The following is a 21,235-nucleotide window of genomic DNA, read 5'->3' as shown; positions in this document are numbered from 1 at the left end:
ATGACCGACGCGCTCGATGGCTTCGGGCGCGTGGGCCCGGTCGTCGTCCTCAGCCACTTCGATGCCGACGGCCTCGCCGCGGCGGCGATTCTGGTGCGCGCGCTTCGTGGCGCCGGTCGGGTCGCCGAGCCCGTGGTGATCGGCAAGACCGGGTCGCCATGGGACGCCGACACCCGCAGCCGGCTGTCGACGCTCGCACCCGCCGGCCTGATCGTCGCCGATCTCGGCACTCGCGCGGAGCCGGTCCTGCCCGGCTGTCCGACCCTGGTCATCGACCACCACGTCCCGACCGGCACGCCGGAGGACGCCGTCACGATCAGCGGCAACGGCCTCGACCCGGAGCCGACGACTGCGCTGCTGGCCTGGTGGGCCGCCGAGGCGCTCGGCGACCCGTCGGACCTGTTGTGGCTGGCTGCGATCGGGCTGATCGGCGACATGGCGGAGGAGTCGCGGTTCCCCGAGCTGGCGGCGGCGCAGGCGCGCTGGGGCAAGACGGCGCTGCGGGATGCGACCGCGTTGATCAACGCGCCGCGACGCACCGCCTTGGCCGACGCCGGCCCGGCGCTGCGCCTGTTGCTGCGGGCCGACGGCCCCAAGGCGATCACCAAGGGTGACGACGCCGACACGGCGGCGCTCCATGCCGCCAAGGCGGAGGTGCGCGCCGCGATGGACGCGGGCAAACGGGTTGCCCCGCTGGTGGCGGGCGACGTGGCGCTGATAGCCCTGGATACGCCCTGCCAGATCCATCCGCTGATCGCCCAGCAATGGCGCAGCCGGCTGAAGGACAAGATCGTGATCGCCGCCAATCGGGGCTACCGACCCGGTTGGGTGCATTTCGCCGCCCGCTCGGCCACCGGCCGCGATCTCATCGCCTTCCTCGCCGACCACCGCCCCGATGGTGCCGACGGCCGCTATGGCAATGGCCACGCCCAAGCGACGGGCGGCGCCTTGCCGGTCGCCGCGTGGAACCGCTTCGTCGCGGCGCTCGGCCTGCCCCAGGCCCGGCTCGACTCCTGACGTTCGCGCGGCGGCGTCAGTTTCCCTCGGCGTCGACCACCACCGTCACCGGCCGCCCGCGCGACATCGGCTCCCACCCGGCCGAAAGCGCAGCGCGCACGCAGCGCGCGATGGTCGCGTCGTCCAGTTGCAGCCGCCCGCGTGGCAGGCCCTTGAGCAGCCGCTTGGGCGGCGGGAATTCCACGAACACCTCACGCTTGGCGTCGCGCTGGAGAAGCGCGAGGGTCATCCCCTTCCACCCCTCGTCGTCCGACTGATGCGGTTCGCGCTGGAGGCGCCAGTCATAGGTGACGCCATCGACGGCGACAGCGCCGGAGGTAGGGTGGGACTTCGACATGGCTGCGCCCTTAGCACGGGAACTGCCGGCCGCCAGCGTCAGGCGCGCCGCGACCGCGGACGCGGCGCCAGGCGATCCAGCGCATCGGCATTGTCGCGCCCCCAGCCGTACAAAAGTTCGACCGGCTCGACGAAGCGCCGGCCGAGATCGGTCAACCGATATTCGACCATCGGCGGGATGGCGCTGTGGACCTGCCGGCTCAGCAGGCCGCTGGCCTCCATGTCGCGGACGGTCTGGGTCAGCATCTTCTTCGAGATGCCCGGCAGGCTGCGGAGCAGCACGCCGGTGCGCGCCGCACCGTCGTGGCGGGCGTGGAGCGTGTGCAGCACCATGCTGGTCCATTTGGTCGCGAACAGCTCCAGCACGCGGCGCGGCGCGCAATCCTCCCGCCATTCGTCATCCGCCGTACCCGGCTGCATATGGTTACTCCCTGGTGCCCAGGGCACCAGATGGTGCCGTCTGGTGGCCCTGTCCACCCATGACTAAGTGCCCTGTCGAAAAGGAGATTGTCATGGCAAAAACGGCATTGGTGGTGGGCGCGAGCGGGATCGTCGGCAGCGCGACCGCGACGCTGCTGAACGAACGGGGCTGGACGGTGCATGGCCTGGCGCGACGCCCCTCCACCCAACCGGGTATCCATCCGGTCGCCGCCGACCTGCAGGACCCGGACACGACCAGGGCGGCGCTGCGCGACCTGAATCCCGACGCAGTATTCATTGCGACCTGGCTGCGCCAGGACAGCGAGGCGGCGAACATTCGCGTCAACGCGGCGATGGTGCGCAACCTGCTTGACGGACTGCGCGACGCGTCCGGGCCGCGCCATGTCGCGCTGGTGACCGGCCTCAAACATTATCTCGGCCCGTTCGAGGCCTATGGCCGGGGAAGCCTGCCCCAAACGCCGTTCCGCGAGGAGCAAGGGCGGCTGGACGTCGAGAATTTCTATTATGCCCAAGAGGATGAACTGTTCGCCGCCGCCGCGCGCGACCGCTTCACCTGGAGCGTGCATCGCCCGCATACCGTGATCGGCCTGGCGGTCGGCAATGCGATGAACATGGGCACGACGCTGGCGGTCTATGCGACGCTCTGCCGCGAGACCGGCCGCCCGTTCCGCTTCCCCGGTTCGGCCGCGCAGTGGAGCGGGCTGACCGACATGACCGATGCGGGCCAGCTCGCGCGGCACATGCTGTGGGCGACCGAGACCGCGGCGGCGCATGATCAGGCGTTCAACATCGTCAACGGCGACGTCTTCCGCTGGCAATGGATGTGGGGTCGCATCGCCGACTGGTTTGGCATCGAGGCCGCGCCGTTCGACGGCATCGTGCGGCCGCTGGAGGACCAGATGGCGGACGATGCCGGCCTGTGGCGCGAGATCGCGACGCGCGAAGGACTTGCCGAAGCCGACCTGGCCCGCCTCGCCTCGCCCTGGCATACCGACGCCGACCTGGGCCGTCCGATCGAAGTCGTCACCGACATGTCGAAGAGCCGGCGGCTCGGCTTCACCGATTACCGTCCGACCGACGATGCCTTTTTCGACCTGTTCCAGCGGCTGCGCGACGATCGCCTGATCCCGTAAAGGCGGGCCCGAACGGCATCACGCCAAGAGCTGGCGGGCGCAACCCTGGACATGGTCGGCGATCAGGCGGAAGGCGGCGCTCATCGGCGATTGCCGGCGCCAGGCGATCGCGATCGACCGATGCGCCCGCCAGTTCTGGACGGACAGGATCTTGAGGCCGGCCAGGCCACCGACATCCGACCGCAGGTAGAGGCCGGGCAGCAACGCCAGCCCCAACCCGCTCGCCACCATCTGGTGCAGGCTGTCCAGGCTGGTGCCGTAATAATCCGGGGCGACCGTCATGCCATAGCGCTCTGCGATCTCGGCCGCCTGCCGGGCCAGGTGGTGGCGCGGGTCGAGCGTGAGCAGTGGGGTGCCGGCCAGCGCTTCCGGCGGGGCCTCGGCGGCCGAGTCGATCGGATGGTCGAGCGCCGCGACCAGATGGAGCGGCTCGCGGAACAGCGGCTCGATCGTCAGGTCGTCGCCACTCATCGGCAACGGCCCCAGCATCACGTCGATGTCGCCCCGCGACAATTCCAGCATCTGCTCGTCGGGAATGCCCTCGCGGACATGCAGGCGCAGGTTCGGCGCCATGCGGTGCAATTCGGCGATGATCGGCGACAGGAGATACGGCCCGAGCGTCGGCGTCGTGCCCAGCCGCAGGATGCCCGCGAGACTGTTCGACGCCCCCGCCGCTAAGGCGACGATATCGCTGGCGTCGCTCAACATGCGCCGCGCCGTCGCCACGATCGTGCGCCCCACCGGCGTCAGCATGGCCCCCGACGCGCTCCGCTCCAGAAGCCGCGCGCCCAGCCGGTCCTCCAGGGCGCGAACCTGCTGGCTGAGCGTCGGCTGCGAGACCCGCGCCACGCGCGCGGCGAGCGCGAACGATCCCGTATCCGCGATGGTGACCAGATATTCGAGTTGACGCAGCGTGGGCATGGCTTCCTATAGCCCGAGCCTATGGGCGCTTCATCCCAAATCCGATTGGCCTTGCGGATGATATGTCGTTACCCTGGTGCAATCTGAATTAATCGTCGATGGTGCGCCTGGGTTGAGCGGCAGGATTTTGGCGGACTCGAGTCTGTCCGAGCCAGGCCAGGGCGCGAAAAGGGGATGGTCTTGGCAGCGCAACGACTGGGATTTCGCGACGCGGTGGGGTGGCTGTCGCAGAGCATCGGGCCTGACGGAGCCTATATCCGGCTGGGGATCGTCTATACGATTGCGATCAGCCTGCTGGCGTTGGCGACGCCGATCTCGGTGCAGCTCCTCATCAACAGCGTCGCCAATACCGCGATGCCGGCGCCGCTCTGGGCTCTGTCGGGCGTCCTCCTCCTCCTGCTGCTGATGGTGGCGGGGCTCAGCGCGCTGCGCGTCTGGATCATGGCAGCGTTCGAACGACGGTTGTTCGCGCGGGTGGTGGCGGAAGTCACGCTGCGCGCGGTCCATGCGCAGGATCCCTTTTTCGCCGACGGCAATCGCGGTCACCTGTTCAACCGCTTCTTCGACCTGGTGGTCGTGCAGAAATCGGTGCCGAGCATGGTGATCGGCGCCTTCACGATCATGCTCCAGGCAGTGATCGGACTGACCATCACCAGCTTCTACCACCCGGTGTTCCTCGCGTTCAACGCGGTGCTGGTGGCGGCGGTGCTGCTGGTCTGGATGCTCTGGCGGCGTGGCGCAATCAGCGGCGCGGTCGCGCTCAGCCACGCCAAGCACAATGCCGCCGGCTGGCTGGAAAGCGTCGGCGGATCGAACGGCTTCTACAAGTCCGCCCGCCATCTCGACTTCGCGATGACCCGGTCGGAGGCGATGACCGAGGCCTATGTCGCGACCCACCGTCGCTATTTCCGCTACCAGTTCGCGCAGACCGTCGCCTTCCTTTTGATCTACGCCTTCGCCAGCGCCGGGCTGCTGCTGCTCGGCGGCATGTTGATCCTGCGCGGGCAATTGTCGCTGGGCCAGCTCGTCGCGGCGGAGCTGATCCTGTCGGGCGTATTCTACGGCATCGCCCAGCTCGGCACTTATCTCGACATCTTCTACGACATGGTCGCCAGTTCCGAGGAACTGTCGTTGCTGTTCGCCATTCCCCAGGAGGCCCCGGTGCGCGGCGACAATGGCCCGCGCGACGGCGCGGTCAAGCTGACCGACGTGGCGTTCCGGGACGCGCGCTACACTCTGACGCTGGAGGCCGGCGAGCAGCTCGTGGCCGTCGCCGAGCCGGGTGCCGAGCGCGGCCTGGCCATGCTGCTGAAGCGGCACGCGCTGCCGGAGCGCGGCCTGGTCCGGATCGGCGGCGGCGACCTCGGCTCGTTCGACATGTACCGTCTGCGCTCGGACGTGACGGTGCTCGACCGGTCGACGATCGTCGAGGTGACGATCCGCGAATATCTCCGCCTCGCCTCGCAGGGGCTGGACGACGCGGCGATGGAGGCGCTGGCCATGGTCGGGCTGGAACGCCGGCTCGCCAGCCTGCCGCAGGGGCTCGACACGCCGCTCGGCTCGACGGGCTATCCACTCAGCGTCGGCGAGACCATGGCGCTGAAGCTGGCCAATGCGCTGCTCGTCCGGCCCAAGCTGCTGCTGCTCGGCCAGATCTTCGACCTGCTGCCGCCCGAGCGGCTGCGCGCCGCCATGCAGGTGCTGAAGGCGCATGGCACCACCGTGCTGCTCTGCACCGGCCGGCCCGAGGATCTGGCACTGGACGGCTATCTCCATCTTGGCCTGACCGAACAGCGCCGCTTCGCGACGCTGGCCGCGCTCCAGGCCGCTTGCAACCGGGAGGGCGACGATGCCGTATCCGCCTGAACAGCTCGCCCATTTCCGCACCCTGGCGTCGCTGCGGCCGCCGCGCGTCGCGGTCGCCGTGGCCTGGATCGTGGCGATGGGCATCGCCGCGGCCATCGTCATCCTGTTTCTCGTGCCCTGGCTCCAGACCGCGGTGGGGCGCGGTCAGGTCGTCTCGCTCGACCCGCAGGACCGAGCGCAGGACGTGACCGCGCTGGTCCCCGGCCGGGTCGAACGCTGGTACGTCCATGACGGCCAGCATGTGAAGCGTGGCGACCCGATCGCCCGGATCATCGATCTCGATCCCAACCTGCTGTCGCGCCTCGCGGCCGAGCGGGCCCAGGTGCAGGCGGAGATCGCCTCGGTGCAGCAGTCGCGTGCGGTCGCGCAGATCGACGTCAACCGCACCCGACAGCTTTATGCCGAAGGACTGGCGTCGCGCCGCGACTATGAGCAGGCGCAGATCAAAGTGGCGGACTCCGGCGCGAAGCTGGCGGAGTCGCGCGCCAAGCTGAACCGGATCGACGTGCAGCTCAACCGCCAGTCGGCGCAGCTCGTCCGTGCACCGCGCGACGGCCGGATCCAGAACCTGAACGCGGCGGCCGGCGGCGCCTATGTCTCGGCAGGAACGGCGCTGGCGGTGGTGGCACCCGAACAGGTGGAGCGCGCGGTGGAGCTGCTGATCGATGGCCGCGACGTGCCGCTGCTGCGTCCCGGCCGGCCGGTGCGACTGGAGTTCGAGGGCTGGCCCGCGATACAGTTCAGCGGCTGGCCCTCGGTCGCTTATGGCTTCTTCGATGGCCGCGTCCGCACGATCGATCCCAATGCCAATGCGCAGGGGCTGTTCCGGATCCTGGTCGAACCCGCCCCCGGCAAGCCCGCCTGGCCGGAGCGGCGCTTCGTCCGGCTGGGCGGCAAGGTGCAGGGCTGGGTGCAGGGCGAGACGGTCACGGTCGGCTATGAGCTCTGGCGCCAGCTCAACGACTTTCCGCTCGAGTTCGGGCAGTCCGTGATTGACAAGGATGGCACCGGCAAGGATGCCGGCGGCAAGGACGACGACAAGAAGATCGCGGCCAAGGCAGGCAAGCTGAAATGATGCGGTCGCTGCTCCTGATACCCGCCCTGCTCGTCACCACGGCCCTGCCCGCGCCGGCCGTCGCCCAACGTATCACGGCCAACCCGGCACCCGTGCCGACGCCCGACACGGACTCCGCCCCGCTCACGCTGGACGCGGTGCTGCAGGCCTCGGCCCGCGCCGCGCCGCAGATCATCGAGGCGCTGGCCAAGGTCCGCGCCGCCGAGGGACGCGCCGTCACCGCCGATGGCGCGTTCGACACGGTGTTCGAGGCCGATGGCCGCTCGCGGGCGCTGGGTTATTATGACGGCACCGTCGCCGCCGCGCGCGCCACCCGCCCGCTGACCGGCAATGGCGGCTATGTCTATGGCGGCTACCGGGTCAGCCGAGGCGACTTTCCCGTCTACGAGGACGAGAACTACACCAATCGGCTGGGCGAGGTGAAGGTCGGCGCGCTCTATTCGCTGCTGCGCGACCGGCTGGTCGACGAGCGTCGGACCCGCCGCACCCTGGCCTCGGCCGATATCGACATCGCCCAGTTCGAACGCCAGGCGGTGGCGATCGGCGTGCAGCGGCGCGCGATCGACGCCTATCAGAATTGGGTCGCGGCGGGCCTGCGGCTGCGCGCCTATCGCGACCTGCTCGACTTGTCCGAGAGCCGGCGCGGCGGCCTGGCGCGCCAGGTCCAGCTCGGCGCGCGTCCCGACATACTGCTGGCCGAGAACGACCAGAATCTCGTCCGCCGCCGTGCGCTGGTGGTGCGGGCCGAGGGGGACTTCCGGGCGGCGGCCAATGCCCTGTCGCTCTTCTATCGCGACGCGGCCGGCGAGCCGGTGCGGGTCGGGCCCGAGCGCCTGCCGGCCGATGCCAGTGCCCTGGCCGGCGTGGCGGCGGCGGCGCGCGCCGATTTCGAGCGGCAACGCCCCGACCTGCAGATGCTGCTGGCGCGGATCGACCAGGGATCGGCACGGCTCGCGCTGGCGCAGAACGACCTTCGCCCCCGGCTCGACCTGCGCGGCGAGCTGGGCAAGGATGTCGGTCCGATCGGCCTGGGCGGCCCCTCGCGCACCCCGCTGGAGGCGGCGGTCGGGTTCCGCTTCTCGCTGCCGCTCCAGAACCGGGCCGCCAAGGGCAAGATCGTCGAGGCGCGCGCGGAGATGGATGCATTGGCGGCGCGCCAGCGCTTCCTGCGCGACCAGATCGCGGTGGAGGTGGAGGGGATCACCATCGGCGTCGCCGCGGCGGAAAAGCTGGCCGCGATCGCGGAACAGGAGCGCCAACTCGCCGAACGGCTGGCGGCGGCCGAGCGCCGACGGTTCGAATTGGGGTCGAGCGACTTCTTCCTGGTCAACCAGCGCGAAGAGACGGCCAACGACGCGCGGGTACGGCTGATCGACGCCCAGGCGCGGATCGCCGCCGCCCGCGCCGAACTCGCCGCGGCCACCGCCGATCGCGTCGCCCTTGGGCTGGAGCCTTGAGCGCGCGAGGACACGGCGGCTCGGTTCGATCCCCCCGGCAAGGGGCGGCGTTCGACAGCCGAGCGGATTGTCGTCGCCCCACCGCCCGGAGCCACGCCCTGCTCAGAAGGAGAAGCGGACGCCCAGGCGATAGGTGCGGCCCAGTACGTCGTAGAGCGCCGGGTTGACGAAATAGGGCGACTTGGCCGGATCGCGGTTGAACAGATTGTCGACCTTGACATAGGCGGTGACCGCGCTGGTCACATTATAGGTGCCGCCGATATCCATGTAGAAGGCGCCCGGCACGAAATTCTGGTCGATGGTCGGACGCTGCTGGGTCGATTCCGGGCAATTGCCGGCGGAGCATTGCACATATTGCGTCCCCAGCACGCCGTCGCTGAACCAGCGCTCCTGCACCAGCAGCGAGAAGGTGTCGGTCTCGTAGCTCTGCACCGCCAGCCACTTCCAGTCGGGCGTATTGCCGATGTTGACGCCGGCCGTATCGTTGGGGATCGTGCCCGCGAGGCCGGTATCGGTCACGAACTTGCGGACATGCGTCGCCAGCGCGCGCAGTGTCAGCGTTCCCGGCAGGCCCAGAGGCCGCCGCCAGCGGTAGCTCGCCTCGATGTCGAAGCCGTCGGTGTCGATCGAGGCCAGGTTGAACGCCTGCACGTTGATGAAGTTCGGGCCGTTGGCGTTGTTCAGGTTGAACGCGCCGCACGTCTCCGGAAGGATGCCGCGATAGCAGAGGTCGACGATGTCGGTCGCGCCCAGGCTGGAGATCACGTCGTCGATCTTGATCTTGTAATAGTCGACCGACAGGCTGAAGCCCGGCAGCCAGCGTGATCCCGAAAAGGCGAAGCCGGCGGTGGTGTTGCGGGCGATCTCCGGCTTCAGGCCGGTGTTGCCGATCGTGTTCTGGATCGCCAGTACGTTGACGTTGCGGAACGGATCGAAGAAATTGGGCAAGGTCGTCGTGACCGGCGCGGCGAACAGTTCCGACAGATTGGGCGCGCGCACGTCGCGCGAGGTCACGCCGCGCAGGCGCAGGCCGTCGATCGGCGTATCCCAGGTCCCGCCAAGCTTCCAGGCCCAGACGGTGCCGGACGTGCTGTAGTCGGTGATGCGCGCCGCGCCGTTGATGCTCGCCCGGCCGGTGGAGTCGCTGTTCAGGAGCGGCACATCGGCTTCGACGAAGGCCTCCTTGACGCTGTAGCCGCCGGTGCCGTTCTTGTAATTGCCGGCATACCAGTTGTTGCCTGCCGGCAGCAGCACCGGGTCGAACGGATATTCGGCATTGTACGGCGACGCCGCGATCCCGGCGCCGTACGGGTCGGCGGTGACGCGGTAGAACTCGTGCCGGAACTCGCCGCCGAACGCGATCGACACCGGTCCCGCCCAGGATTGGAAGGGCGAGCCCGAAAAGTTGAGGCTGGCGACGTCCTGGGTCTGTCGCGTACGCTGGCGCGGTCCGTTTTGCGGCATCAGGTAATCGAGCGCGGCCTGGGAGGGGTTGCCGCCGAAGACGTTGAGCGGCTGGCATCCGCTGGCTCGCGCGGCCGCGTCGGCGCAGACGATCGCGCCGTTCAGCGTGGTCGCGTTGATCGCCTGGTTGAAGCGGCGCGACAACAGGATGTTGTCGACATCGATCCTGGTGCGGTTGGTGCCATGCTCGACATAGATGTCGTAGCTCCAGTCGGTGCCGAACACCGGGGTGCGCCCCTTGGTGCCGACCACGAAGCGATATTGGCGGCGGTCGGTATGGACCTGACTGTTGCCGAGCGCGGCGTTGCTGGTGCCGAACTGGAAGCTGGTGATGCCCGCATCGGCGCACGCCGCCTTGACCAGCGCCGGCACGTAGGGGTTGGCGCACTGGATGGTCAGGTTCGGACGGTTCTGGCCGCCGACGGGCTGGTTGTTGGTGCGCACCCGCGCGATATTGGCGGTGACATAGACTTCGTTGTCCGGCGCGAAGTCGAAGCCGACCCGGCCATAGCTGTTCAGCCGCTCCAGCCCAGACAGCAGCGAACGCCCGGCATCGACATTGCCCGACAGGTCGCCACCCTGGCAGAAGCCGGCGAAACAGCCGATCACCGCGCCCGAGGCGTTGCGCGACGGCACGCCGTTCGAGCCATATTGGAACTGGAACGGCTTGCCCGACTCGTCGAAGGCGATGCCCTGCAACGGCCCGGCGGTGATCAGGCCATATTTGCCGAAGCCGATCGACTGGGCGAAGTCGCGGATCACATATTGCGGCGAACCGTCATTGGTGACGTTGCGATTGACTAGTGTGGTCTGCTTGAACCAGTCGCGTCCGCCGGCCAGGCCGATGCCGAAATCGCCGCCGCCGACACCCTGGTCGCGGGCATATTCGGTGCTGCCGATCACGTGCAGCCGGTCGTCGAGCAGGCTGGCGCCCGCAGCGAGCTGGACCAGCACCTGTTCGTTGTCGCCATAGTCGGTGATGCCGCCCTGGACATTGCCCTTGACCCCCTTGAACCGCGTGTCCGTGATGAAGTTGACCACGCCGCCGACTGCGTCCGATCCGTAGGACGCGGACGCGCCGCCATTGACGATGTCGACCCGCTTGATCAGGAGCTGCGGAAACTGGCTGATGTCGGGCACGCCGGTGACGTTCGCGCCGACCACGCGCTGCCCGTCGAGCAGGGTCAGGGTGCGGATCGCGCCGACGCCGCGGAGCGAGAAGGAACTGAGCCCCTGCGCGCCGCTGGAGGTGCTGAAGGTGTTGACGCTGGTGCCGCTGGACCCCTGCAGCGAGGGCAGTTGCGCGATCGTGGTGAAGATGTTGGGCTGGGCGTTGGCGGCGATGGCGTTCGCGTCGAGCACGGTGGTCGGGGTCGGCGCGGTGAAGCCGCTGGTGGTGATGCGCGATCCGGTGACGACGATGTCCTTGTCGACCGCCTGCGCGGGGTCCTCGGCCCCGGTCGGGGCACTGGCGTCGGCCTGCGCGGTCGCCGTCCCGCCGGGCTGTTCGGTCTGGGGGAGCTGCGCCTGCGCGTCCGCCGGAAATAGGCCGGCCATCGCCATCGCCAAGCCCGCCGCGCCGGCGCGCAACGATGCGACACGGCCCTTCAGCACTGCTTTCATCCATCCACTCCCTGTCTCGCGACCATTGCGGTCGTTCTTCGTTATCCAACGTCCGCCTCGCTGACGGTAACGTTACCATCGATAACTAGCCGTGTCGGACAGAGTGTCAACCGGCGTTGCAAAGCTTTGCTAAAACGTCAGGGATCGGGAGGGGTGCCGGGGCAGTTCCGCCGCGGCTCCGCGAACGTCGCCCAGTCACCTTCGTCGTCCGGCCGCGGCGGCGGCCCGGCGATGCCATCCGCTTCGCCACCGGCAACGGTCCTGGTGCGGTGCAGATGGACCTTGGCGATCATGTTCGCTGCGACCGGCGCGGTGACGAACAAGAACAGCGTGACCAGCAGCTCATGCGCCGTCCAGTTTCCGTATCGCGTGCGGCCATCGATCATCGAGGCCAGCAGCAGCGCGCCGACGCCCAACGTCGTCGCCTTGGTCGGCGCGTGCAGCCGCTCCATCACCGACGGCAGGCGGACCAGCCCCCAGCTGCCGACCAGCACGAAGCCCGCGCCGATCAGCACCAGCAGGCCGACGACGGTATCGGCGGCCGGGCTCATTCGACGATGTCCCCGCGCAGGATGAACTTGCAATAGGCGACCGTCCCGACGAACCCCACCATCGCGAGCAGCAAGGCGGCTTCGAATCCGCTGTCGGTGCCGCTGGTCATGCCGATCAGCACGATCAGTGCGATGGCGTCGACGACCATCGTGTCAAGCGCCACGATCCGGTCGGCGAGCGACGGCCCGCGCACCAGCCGCCACAGCGTCAGCAGCATCGCCACGCCGACACAGCCCAGGGCCAGGGGAAGCGCAAGGGCGATCATGCGAACATCCGTTTCAGTCGAGCTTCGTAGCGGGACTTGATCCGCGCCACCTCGGCGGCTTCGTCGGTGACATCGAGCGCATGGACCAGCAGAGACCGGCTGTCCGCCGAGAGATCGGACGAAACGGTGCCAGGCGTCAGACTGATCGTGCCCGCCAGCACCGTGATCGCTTCCGGCGTGTCCAGGTCGACCGGCACCACCAGCCAGCGCGTGCGCAGGTCGCGGTTGCGGCGGAACAGGACCAGCCGAGCGACCTGGATATTGGCGACGAGGATGTCGAACAGCACGATTGCGATATAGCCCAGCCAGGCGCGGCCGATGCGTAGCCGCGGCCGATCGGGCCAGAATGGCTGCGTGACCTTCGGCAGGACCAGCGCGAAGACCGCGCCGAGGCCGACGCTTCCGGCCGTGATGCCGTTGGCCAGCAGAAGCCAGACAATCAGCAGCAGCGCCGACAATCCAGGGTGCGGCATCAGGCGCCTCATCGCCCAGCGCCCAGGATTGCGGCGACATAACGGTCGGGCGCCATGATCTGCGCTGCGGCGGCACGGGTCTGCGCCGTCACCCATCCGGCTGCCAGGGTGAGCCACGCCAGCAGCGCGAGCAGCACGATGGGCGCGACGAAGTCGGCGAGCGACCGGCGGGGCCCCTCAACCGCCGCCGTTCCGGATGGCGCGGCTTTCCAGAACAGCGTCGAGCCGCTGCGCGCGAAACCGATCACGCCGAGCAGCGTGGTGCCGAGGATCGTCGTCCAGATCGACGGCCATCCCGCCACCGCATAGCTGACGTCGAGGATCAACACCTTGCCGACGAAGCCGGCGAGCGGCGGCAGTCCCACCGCCGCGAGGCCCCCGGCCAGGTAGAGAAGCCCCGCGGCATCCTGCCCGACGAAGCGTGGGCTCGGCACGATCGCATCGGCATAGGAACCCCGCCGCCGCATCGTCGCGTCGACGATCAGGAACAGCGCCGCCCCGGCCAGCACCGCCTGGACCAGGTAGTAAAGTGCGGCGGCCAGCGTCGCCTCGCGCCATAGCGATACCGGCATCAGCAGCGTGCCGGTCGAGGCGAGCACCGCGAACGCCGCCTGTTCGCGCAGCCCCCGCGCCGCCAGCACCCCGACAAAGCCCAGCACCGCCCCCAGGATCGCGGCCGGCAGCAGATAGGGCCCAGGCACCCAGGCGGCCGCCCCTGCCCCCGCCCCGAAGATCAGCGGCACCGTCCGGATCATCGCATAGACGCCGACCTTGGTCATGATCGCAAACAGCGCGGCGATGACGGGCATGGTCGCGGCATAGGTGCGCGGCAGCCAGAGGTGAAGCGGCGCCACCGCCGCCTTCAGCGCGAAGACCGTCATCAGCAACAGACCAGCCACGCGAAGCAGCCCCTGTTCGGCCGGTCCCAGCGCCGCCACCCGGACCGCCAGATCCGCCATGTTGAGTGTGCCGGTCAGGCCATATAGAAGCCCCAGCGCGATCAGGAACAGCGCTGACCCGACGATGTTGACGACGACATAGGCCAGGCCCGCGCGAAGCCGCGACGCGCCCTGGCCATGCAGCATCAGGCCGTAGGAGGCGATCAGCATCACCTCGAAGAAGACGAACAGGTTGAACAGGTCGCCGGTCAGGAACGCGCCGTTCAACCCCATCAGCTGAAAATGGAAAAGCGCATGGAAATGCCATCCTCGCCGGTCCGCGCCGGTGACGGCCGCATGGGCCAGCACCACGCTCGCCAGCACCTCCGTCAGCAGCAGCATCGTCGTCGCCAGCCGGTCGAGCATCAGCACGATGCCGAACGGCGCGGGCCAGGCCCCCAACGCATAGCCGCGGATCGAACCGTCCTGTGCCATCGCGAACAGGCCGATGGCCGCCGCCAGCATCGCGACGCAGCCGCCCAGTGACACGGCGCGCGCAGTGCGGAGGCGTCGTCGCATGAGCAGCGTGGCGGAGGCGGTGATCGCGGGCAGGACGATCGGCGCGATCATCAGTTGATCCGCCGCCGTCATGCCCCCTCCCCCGGCTCGGCCAGGCCGTCGACCTGGTCCGATCCGATTTCCAGGAAACCGCGCAGGCTCAGGATGACGGTCAACGCGGTCATGGCGAAGCTGATGACGATCGCGGTCAGGACCAGTGCCTGGGGCAAAGGATCGGCATGATCGGTCACGCCTTTGGCCCAGAGGGGCGGGCGCTCGACCACCAACCGCCCGGTCGCGAACAAGAACAGGTTGACCGCGTAAGACACCAGGGTCAGCCCCAGCACGAGCTGGAACGTTCGCCCCCTCAGCGCCAGATAGAGGCCGGCGGCGACCAGCACCGCGATGGCGGAGGCGACCAGCAGCTCCAGGCTCACCGCGGATCCTCCCCGTCCGGCCGGGCGGCGCGCTGTGCGACATGCGCCAGTTGAGCGAGCGCCATCGTCACCGAACCCAGCACGACGCAGGCGACGCCCAGATCGAACAGCATCGCGCTCGTCAACTCGACCGCGCCGATCAGCGGCAGGTGGACGTGGCCGACGCTGCTCGTCAGGAACGGCGCGCCGAACGCCAACGCGCCCAGCCCCGTCGCAAGCGCGATCGCCAGCCCCAGCCCGATCAGCCCGTGCTCGCCGATCCGCCGCCGCGCATCCGTCCAGTCGAAACCGGACGCCAGATATTGCAGCAGGATCGCGATCGACACGACCAGGGCCGCGACAAAGCCGCCGCCCGGCTGGTCATGCCCGCGCAGGAAGAGGTGGAGGGCGACCAGCAACGCCAGTGGCAGGAGGAGCCGCGTCGCCACCGCGAACATCATCGGGTGACGGTCCGGTGAGAAACGATCCGCCGATCGCCATTCGCGCAGCCGCCGCCCGGCGATGCCGCCCGCGGCGGGTTCGAGCAGCGCGAAGATGGTCAGGCCGGCGATCGCCAGGACGCTGATCTCGCCCAGCGTGTCGAACCCGCGAAAGTCGACCAGGGTGACGTTGACGACGTTCGCCCCGCCGCCCAGCGCATGGCTGTTCGCCCAATGGAAGCGGGCGATGCCCTCGCGCGCGGGCCGGGTCATGACCGCCCAGGCGAGCCAGCCGGCACCGATCCCGCCCGCTGCCGCGATCGCCCCGTCGCGCACCCGGCGGGGCAGGCTCGACAGGCGTGGCGGGCGGCCGGGCAGCAGGTGCAGCGCCAGCAGCATCAACAGGATCGTCACCACCTCGACCGCGATCTGGGTCAGCGCCAGGTCGGGCGCGGAGAGGTGGAGGAAGGCCAGCGCCATGACCAGCCCGATGACGCCCATGAAGACCAGCGCCAGATAGCGATGCCGCTCGACGGCGACCACCGCCAGCGTCGCCACGACCAGCAGCATCCAGACCATGATCGCGACCGGCGAGGCCGGCGTCGTCGCGCGCGGGCCGGCGGCGAAGCCGAACCGCCCGGCCGCCTCGCCGCCCAGCACCAGCGCCACCAGGAACAGCACGGCCAGGGAACGTTGCAGCGACGCGACATGGATGAGGTGCGACAGGCGGCGCGCCCCCTGGACGGTGGCGGTCATGGCCCCATCGAACAGCCGCCGGGCATCGAACGACGGCAAGCGCGCGGCCAGCGGCGCGAGCGCCTCCTGGCGCCACAGCAGCAGGATCGCTGCGGCCACCGCGCTCAGGCTCAAGATTAGTGCCGGACCAATCCCATGCCACAATGCCAGGTGCAGGCCGAGCCGCGCGCCGCCGGTCGCCGTCGCCGTGGCGGCCTCGACTAGTGGCCCGGCCAGCGTCATCGGTGCCAGGCCGAGCGCGAGGGCGATCGTCGCCAGGATCGCGGGTGGCGCGAGCAGCCGCGCGGGCGGATCATGCGGCGCGGTCCCCATCACCCGCCCGATCGGTGCCCGGCCGATATGCAGCACCACCGCGTAGCGCAGCGCATAAGCCGCGGACAGCGTCGCCGCGATCGTCGCCAGCGCCGGCACCAGCAGCGACCCGGTCCGCACGCTTGCCTCCAGCATCATTTCCTTAGAGATGAATCCGCCCAGCGGCGGCACCCCCGCCATCGCCGCGGCGGCCAGCACCCCCAGCGTCGCCGTCAGCGGCATGATCGTGGCGAGCCTGCCCAGCCGCCGGATGTCGCGTGTCCCTGTTTCATGTTCGATGATGCCGGCGTGCATGAACAAGGCCGCCTTGAACGCCGCATGATTCAGCAGGTGGAACAGCGCCGCCGCCACCGCCGCGCCCGTGCCGAAGCCGAGCAGCATCACCATCAGCCCCAATTGGCTGACCGTCGAATAGGCCAGGATCGCCTTCAGGTCGTGGCGGAACAGCGCGACGCCCGCACCGAAGATCATCGTCGCCAGCCCGACCGGGGCGACGGTCAGGAACCACCAGTCGGTCCCCGCCAGCACCGGCCAGAGCCGCGCGAGCAGGAACACACCCGCCTTCACCATCGTCGCCGAGTGGAGATAGGCGCTGACCGGGGTGGGCGCGGCCATGGCGCGGGGCAACCAGGCGTGGAACGGGATTTGCGCCGACTTGGTGAAGGCGCCGAGCAGGATCAGGATCAGGATCACGGGATAGAGCGGCGAGGCCTGCACCAACCCGCCGCGCGACAGGATGGTCGCCAGATCGTAGCTGCCCGCGACCTTGGCCAGCAGCACCAGCCCACCGACCAGCGCCAGCCCGCCGCCGCCGGTGATGGTCAGCGCCATGCGCGCGCCCCGCCGCGCCTCGACCCGTGTGCGCCAGAAGCCGATCAGCAGGAACGAAGCGAGGCTCGTCATTTCCCAAAAGATCAGCATCAGCACGACGTTGCCGGACAGCGCGATGCCCAGCATCGCTCCCTGGAACAGCATCAGGTAGGACAGGAAACGCGCGGTCGGCTCGTCTTTGCCCAGATAGCCGTCCGCATAGACGATCACCAGCAGTCCGATTCCCAGGATCAGCCCCGCGAAGAGCAGCGCCAGCGGATCCAGCCACAGGCTGATATCCACACCCGCCGTCGGCATCCAGGGAATACGTATCATGGGCGTGCGGCCCGAGAGGCTCGGCTCCGCCTGGCTCAGGAGCACGGCCAAGCCGGCCGCGCTGCACGCGCCCGCGATCAGCATGTGCACGCGCCGCCCGGCGCGGCGGGCGATCATCAGCAGCAGGACCGCGGCGAACGGCAGGCCGATCAGGATCAGCAGCGCCAACGCGCATCCCCCTGTCGAATCACGGAGGCGGCGGAACGGCGGGCGGGGGGCAGGAAAGTACGATCGGGCAAGCCGATGCTCCGGGCATGGGGGTTCCCCGCTGGCGGCCCGACCAGCGACAGAACCTGCCCGCGGCAGCGCCGTGAACACCCGGGCGAACTATGACACAGGCGGCGGACCCTCCACAACCCGCATGGCGACCGTTTCCACACTCTTCCACCCCCGACGACCCGATCCACCCCGTACGCGGCGGAAGCCTCGCGGAGCGTTGCGGACCACCCCGACGCACGCCAGGCCTCCACAAAATCCCGCTGTCGCCCAAGACGGCGAACCTTTCGGGCGAAGGTCGCGGCGAAGGCGCGTGGCAGTGCGCGTCGACTTCGGCGAAGGTCCCGCCACTGGCGCGGTGGGACGGATCGCGTCGATCGGACCATGCGCGCGACGATCCCTCGCTCAGGGCCACGGCGACACGCGCGCGATGTCGATCCGGCCTATCCCTCCGCGCGTTGGCGTGGCAGCTAGGCGGGGCGTTCATCTTCGCCCATCAGGACCCGCATGATCCCCACCCTGCCCGGCATCACCACCGTCGCCCAGACCATCACCCTGGCATTGTCGCCGATCTTCATGCTGACGGCGATCGGCCAGTTGCTCAACGTGCTCGCCGGCCGGCTCAGCCGCGTGGTCGACCGGGTGCGGGCGCTGGAACAGGAAATCCACCAGCGTGGCGACGGCGATCGCAGCCGGCTGGTCTGGGAATTGCGGCTGCTCGACCGGCGGATCACGATCATCAACGCCTCGCTGTTCCTGGCGGTGTCGAGCGCGGTGATGACCAGCCTGGTCGTCGCGCTGCTGTTCGTCGCGACGCTGGCGCACCTGCATCTCGCCACGCTGGTGGCGTTGCTGTTCATCGTCGCGATGCTGCTGCTGATCGCGTCGCTCGCCTATTTCATGATGGAGGTGCGCGTGTCGCTGCAGGCGATCCATGTGCGCAAGGACCTGCTCGACCTGGTCAGCGAGTGACGCCGTCCACGCCCGATCCCGCCGCCACCGTCGCCGCATAGGTCGGGGCGGCGCGCATCCGGCTGCGCTGCTCATAGGCATAGCCGGCGCCCAGCACCGCCGCCTCGCCCAGCCGCCCGGCGATGAAGGACAGGCCGACCGGCAGGCCCCGCACCGCGCCCATCGGCACGGTCAAATGCGGATAGCCGGCGATCGCCGGCAGTTCGGAGGCGGAGGGGCCGCCATATTGGTCGCCGTGCACCGGATCGCTGAGCCAGGCCGCGTCATAGGTCGGCTCGACCAGCACGGTCGCGCGCGCCGTGCGCAGCATCGCGTCGATCCCCTCCGCCCCGGCCTGGCGCAACGACCGGGCCCGGGCGGCGCGATAGGCCGGATCGTCCAGCCCTTTGGTGGCGGCCGCCGCCTCGAACGTCTCCTGATCGAAATAGGGCATTTCCTGCGAGGCATGTGCGCGGTTGAAGGCGATGACCTGGTCCAGCGTCCGCGTCGTCACGGCGGGCGTCGTCGTCGCCAGATAGGCGTCGAGATCGGCCTTCAGCTCGGTCTGGAGCACCAGCAGCTCGGCCGCGCCGATGCCCTCCAGCTTCGGCTGCTCGACCTCGACCAACACCGCGCCCGCCTGCTTCATCACGTCGAGCGCGGCCTGGTAGCGAGCGGCGAGCGCCGGCGACAGGGGCGGCCGGATCACGCCGATGCGCAGCCCCGACAACGCGCTGGTCGACAGGCCGGCGGCATAGTCGCGCGTCACCGCGCCGGCGGTGGCGGGGTCGGCGGGATCGGCCCCGACCATCGCGCCCAACATCACCGCCACATCGCGGACGCTGCGCGCCATCGGTCCCGGCGTGTCCTGCGAATGACTGATCGGCACGACATGGGTGCGGCTGACCAGCCCGATCGTCGGCTTGAGGCCGACCAGACCATTGACCGAGGAGGGACAGACGACCGATCCGTCCGTCTCCGTCCCGACGGCCGCGCCCGCGAAGCTGGCCGCGACCGCCGCGCCCGACCCGGACGAGGAGCCGCAGGCGGTGCGGTCCAGCGCATAGGGATTGCGGACCAGCCCGCCGACCGCGCTCCACCCGCTCATCGACCGGGTGGAGCGGATATTCGCCCATTCGGACAGATTGGTCTTGCCCAGGATCACCGCCCCCGCCGCCCGCAGCCGCGCCACCACCGGCGCGTCGCGGCGCGTGACATTGGCGGCGAGCGCAAGGCTGCCGGCCGTGGTCGGCATCGGATCGGCGGTCTCGATATTGTCCTTGATCAGGATCGGCACGCCGTGCAGCGGCCCGCGCACCCGCCCCGCCCGCCGCTCGGCATCGAGCGCGCGCGCCTGCGCCTCGGCCTCCGGGTTGATTGCGACCACCGAGCGCAACATCGGCCCCTTGCGGTCCATCCGGCCGATCCGCGCTTCATAGGCCCGGACGAGGTCGAGGCTGGTCGCCTGCCCCCGCGCCATCATCGCCTGGAGGTCGCCGATCGACCGTTCCTCCACCGCCACGTCGCGGGCGGCGGCGGGCATGGCCGGCAGGGTGGCGAGCAGCAACGCGATGGATGGCACAGGACGCATGGATTTCCCCCGTTGAGGACGGAAAGCTAACCGAGACAAGACGTTGCGGAAAGCCACTTCAGCACAGGGGATGAACCCGATTGGCTGATCGGCGTTGACCGCTTCCCCGATCCTTTCCGGCATGAGGCTTCGCGCTTGGCCTTTCCGTTCCGACGCCTCGGCGCGCTCCTGTTCCTTCTTCTCATCATGCTGGCGCTGGCGGCGGCGGTCGTCCCCCATTTTCTCGACCGAATCTATTATCGCGGACCCGTCGATGGGCATTTCGACGGCGCGCGTTTCGCCAATCCGGATGGCGATGCGGATACCGGCCGTACGCCTGGCGGTGGCAGTCGCGCGGGTTTCTTCTGGCGGTCTCTGACCGGAAGCGACGACCGGCCCGCCTGGCCCGACCGGGTGCCGGTACGGCCGGCGCGCATGGCGGAGCTCGCGCCGCTGACGCCCGGCCGCCCGGTGCCGATGCGCGCGACCTGGATCGGCCATGCCAGCGTGCTGGTGCAGTTGCCCGGCCTCTCCATCCTGACCGATCCGGTTTGGGCTGAACGCGCGGGACCATGGGACTTTGGCCCGAAGCGCGTGGCGGACCCCGGCATCGCACTCGCCGACCTGCCGAGGATCGATCTGATTCTGATCAGCCACAACCATTACGACCATCTCGATATCGCGACGCTCAAGCGGCTGTGGGATCGGGACCATCCGCAGATCGTCACCAGCCTGGGCAATGACGCCATCCTGCGGTCGCGCGGGATCGAGGCTGTGGCGGCCGACTGGGGCCGCAGCGTGCCCGTCGCTCAGCGCCCCGGCGTCGCCGTCACCGTGACGCGCAACCATCATTGGGGCAGCCGCTGGTTCGCCGACCGCAACCGCGGGCTCTGGTCGAGCTTCGTCGTGACCCTGCCAGGCGGCAACCTGTTCTTCGCGGGCGATACCGGCTTTGGCGATGGCGAATGGCCACGCGAAGCCCGGCGGCTGGGTCCGATCCGGCTGGCGCTGATCCCGATCGGCGCGTTTCGCTTCTCGCCTGGGCAGATGGCGTCGGGCGCGCATATCGGCCCGCTTCACGCCGTGTCGGTATTCGACCGGCTTGGCGCGCAGACCGCCATCCCGATCCATTGGGGCACGTTCCGGCTGTCCTACGAAGCGTATCGCACCCCGCCGCGACTGCTGGCCGCCGCGATGCACTGCTCGGGAATCACCGACCGCGGCTTTGCGCCCGTCCGAATCGGTCGACCTGTCACGATCCCGCCCCTGGGCGGCACGACACCGGCCGAAGCGGCGGCGGCCGCGCCCGCCGCCCTGTCGCGCTGCCTCGACACGCCGGAGGTGCGCGTGCTGCGCTGACCGGCCGTCC

At 69.4% G+C, this 21,235-nt stretch carries 18 protein-coding genes; 7 read left to right on the top strand and 11 right to left on the bottom strand.

Annotated elements, in window-relative coordinates:
- Entirely contained in the window at nt 1-1,017 is a 1,017-nt protein-coding gene (locus GGQ96_RS06670) for a DHH family phosphoesterase (RefSeq protein ID WP_184112853.1), read from the top strand.
- A 16-nt stretch (nt 1,018-1,033) separates the two neighbouring features.
- On the opposite strand, the gene GGQ96_RS06665 is transcribed toward GGQ96_RS06670, so the two are convergent.
- Both GGQ96_RS06665 and GGQ96_RS06660 read right to left on the bottom strand, forming a co-directional pair.
- Complete coding sequence (locus GGQ96_RS06665; protein ID WP_184112851.1) at nt 1,034-1,354, bottom strand: hypothetical protein; 321 nt, start codon at nt 1,352-1,354, stop codon at nt 1,034-1,036.
- A gap of 38 nt (nt 1,355-1,392) precedes the next feature.
- Nucleotides 1,393-1,773 (bottom strand): winged helix-turn-helix transcriptional regulator, encoded by a 381-nt coding sequence (locus GGQ96_RS06660; protein ID WP_184112849.1) that lies wholly within the window; start codon nt 1,771-1,773, stop codon nt 1,393-1,395.
- A gap of 92 nt (nt 1,774-1,865) precedes the next feature.
- Between GGQ96_RS06660 and GGQ96_RS06655 the strand changes: the two genes are divergently transcribed.
- Nucleotides 1,866-2,927 carry an SDR family oxidoreductase gene (locus GGQ96_RS06655; protein WP_184112847.1) on the top strand — a complete coding sequence of 354 codons (1,062 nt, stop codon included), beginning with the start codon at nt 1,866-1,868 and terminating at the stop codon, nt 2,925-2,927.
- 18 nt (nt 2,928-2,945) lie between these two features.
- Here GGQ96_RS06655 and GGQ96_RS06650 read toward each other — a convergent pair whose 3' ends face one another.
- Complete coding sequence (locus GGQ96_RS06650; protein WP_184112845.1) at nt 2,946-3,848, bottom strand: LysR family transcriptional regulator; 903 nt, start codon at nt 3,846-3,848, stop codon at nt 2,946-2,948.
- 180 nt (nt 3,849-4,028) lie between these two features.
- Between GGQ96_RS06650 and GGQ96_RS06645 the strand changes: the two genes are divergently transcribed.
- The 3 genes from GGQ96_RS06645 to GGQ96_RS06635 are packed head-to-tail and all read left to right on the top strand — an operon-like array spanning nt 4,029 to nt 8,246.
- Nucleotides 4,029-5,714 (top strand): ATP-binding cassette domain-containing protein, encoded by a 1,686-nt coding sequence (locus tag GGQ96_RS06645; RefSeq protein ID WP_184112843.1) that lies wholly within the window; start codon nt 4,029-4,031, stop codon nt 5,712-5,714.
- Nucleotides 5,698-6,789, top strand: coding sequence for an efflux RND transporter periplasmic adaptor subunit (locus tag GGQ96_RS06640; protein ID WP_184112841.1), 1,092 nt, complete (start codon nt 5,698-5,700; stop codon nt 6,787-6,789). The genes GGQ96_RS06645 and GGQ96_RS06640 overlap by 17 nt, the downstream gene beginning before the upstream one ends.
- The gene (locus tag GGQ96_RS06635; RefSeq protein ID WP_246360214.1) at nt 6,789-8,246 is read left to right on the top strand and encodes a TolC family protein; all 1,458 of its coding nucleotides are present in this window, start codon (nt 6,789-6,791) and stop codon (nt 8,244-8,246) included. Before GGQ96_RS06640 ends, GGQ96_RS06635 begins: the two co-directional genes overlap by 1 nt.
- 102 nt (nt 8,247-8,348) lie before the next feature.
- Here the strand turns inward: GGQ96_RS06635 and GGQ96_RS06630 are convergent, their stop codons facing one another.
- The 7 genes from GGQ96_RS06630 to GGQ96_RS06600 all read right to left on the bottom strand — a co-directional run bounded on the left by GGQ96_RS06630 (nt 8,349) and on the right by GGQ96_RS06600 (nt 17,297).
- The gene (locus GGQ96_RS06630) at nt 8,349-11,333 is read right to left on the bottom strand and encodes a TonB-dependent receptor plug domain-containing protein (protein WP_246360213.1); all 2,985 of its coding nucleotides are present in this window, start codon (nt 11,331-11,333) and stop codon (nt 8,349-8,351) included.
- 137 nt (nt 11,334-11,470) lie between these two features.
- Nucleotides 11,471-11,884 carry a Na+/H+ antiporter subunit G gene (locus GGQ96_RS06625; RefSeq protein ID WP_184112837.1) on the bottom strand — a complete coding sequence of 138 codons (414 nt, stop codon included), beginning with the start codon at nt 11,882-11,884 and terminating at the stop codon, nt 11,471-11,473.
- Nucleotides 11,881-12,150 (bottom strand): K+/H+ antiporter subunit F, encoded by a 270-nt coding sequence (locus GGQ96_RS06620; protein WP_184112835.1) that lies wholly within the window; start codon nt 12,148-12,150, stop codon nt 11,881-11,883. The genes GGQ96_RS06625 and GGQ96_RS06620 overlap by 4 nt, the downstream gene beginning before the upstream one ends.
- Nucleotides 12,147-12,635 carry a Na+/H+ antiporter subunit E gene (locus tag GGQ96_RS06615; RefSeq protein ID WP_184112833.1) on the bottom strand — a complete coding sequence of 163 codons (489 nt, stop codon included), beginning with the start codon at nt 12,633-12,635 and terminating at the stop codon, nt 12,147-12,149. Before GGQ96_RS06615 ends, GGQ96_RS06620 begins: the two co-directional genes overlap by 4 nt.
- Complete coding sequence (locus GGQ96_RS06610) at nt 12,632-14,152, bottom strand: monovalent cation/H+ antiporter subunit D (protein ID WP_184112831.1); 1,521 nt, start codon at nt 14,150-14,152, stop codon at nt 12,632-12,634. Before GGQ96_RS06610 ends, GGQ96_RS06615 begins: the two co-directional genes overlap by 4 nt.
- The gene (locus GGQ96_RS06605; RefSeq protein ID WP_184112829.1) at nt 14,149-14,496 is read right to left on the bottom strand and encodes a Na+/H+ antiporter subunit C; all 348 of its coding nucleotides are present in this window, start codon (nt 14,494-14,496) and stop codon (nt 14,149-14,151) included. The genes GGQ96_RS06610 and GGQ96_RS06605 overlap by 4 nt, the downstream gene beginning before the upstream one ends.
- Nucleotides 14,493-17,297, bottom strand: coding sequence for a monovalent cation/H+ antiporter subunit A (locus GGQ96_RS06600; protein WP_184112827.1), 2,805 nt, complete (start codon nt 17,295-17,297; stop codon nt 14,493-14,495). The genes GGQ96_RS06605 and GGQ96_RS06600 overlap by 4 nt, the downstream gene beginning before the upstream one ends.
- Nucleotides 17,298-17,852: 555 nt before the next feature.
- Between GGQ96_RS06600 and GGQ96_RS06595 the strand changes: the two genes are divergently transcribed.
- The gene (locus GGQ96_RS06595; protein ID WP_221239842.1) at nt 17,853-18,317 is read left to right on the top strand and encodes a DUF2721 domain-containing protein; all 465 of its coding nucleotides are present in this window, start codon (nt 17,853-17,855) and stop codon (nt 18,315-18,317) included.
- Here the strand turns inward: GGQ96_RS06595 and GGQ96_RS06590 are convergent.
- Complete coding sequence (locus GGQ96_RS06590; protein WP_184112825.1) at nt 18,307-19,887, bottom strand: amidase; 1,581 nt, start codon at nt 19,885-19,887, stop codon at nt 18,307-18,309. The genes GGQ96_RS06595 and GGQ96_RS06590 overlap by 11 nt on opposite strands.
- 186 nt (nt 19,888-20,073) lie before the next feature.
- On the opposite strand from GGQ96_RS06590, the gene GGQ96_RS06585 reads away from it, so the two are divergent.
- Nucleotides 20,074-21,225 (top strand): MBL fold metallo-hydrolase, encoded by a 1,152-nt coding sequence (locus tag GGQ96_RS06585; protein ID WP_184113211.1) that lies wholly within the window; start codon nt 20,074-20,076, stop codon nt 21,223-21,225.
- The last annotated feature ends 10 nt before the right edge of the window (nt 21,226-21,235 follow it).

The organism is Sphingomonas abaci (genome assembly GCF_014199625.1).
Taxonomy (GTDB): Bacteria; Pseudomonadota; Alphaproteobacteria; order Sphingomonadales; family Sphingomonadaceae; genus Sphingomonas; species Sphingomonas abaci.
The sequence above is the reverse complement of the archived record's forward strand: the minus strand, read 5'-3'. Positions and strand labels throughout refer to the sequence as shown.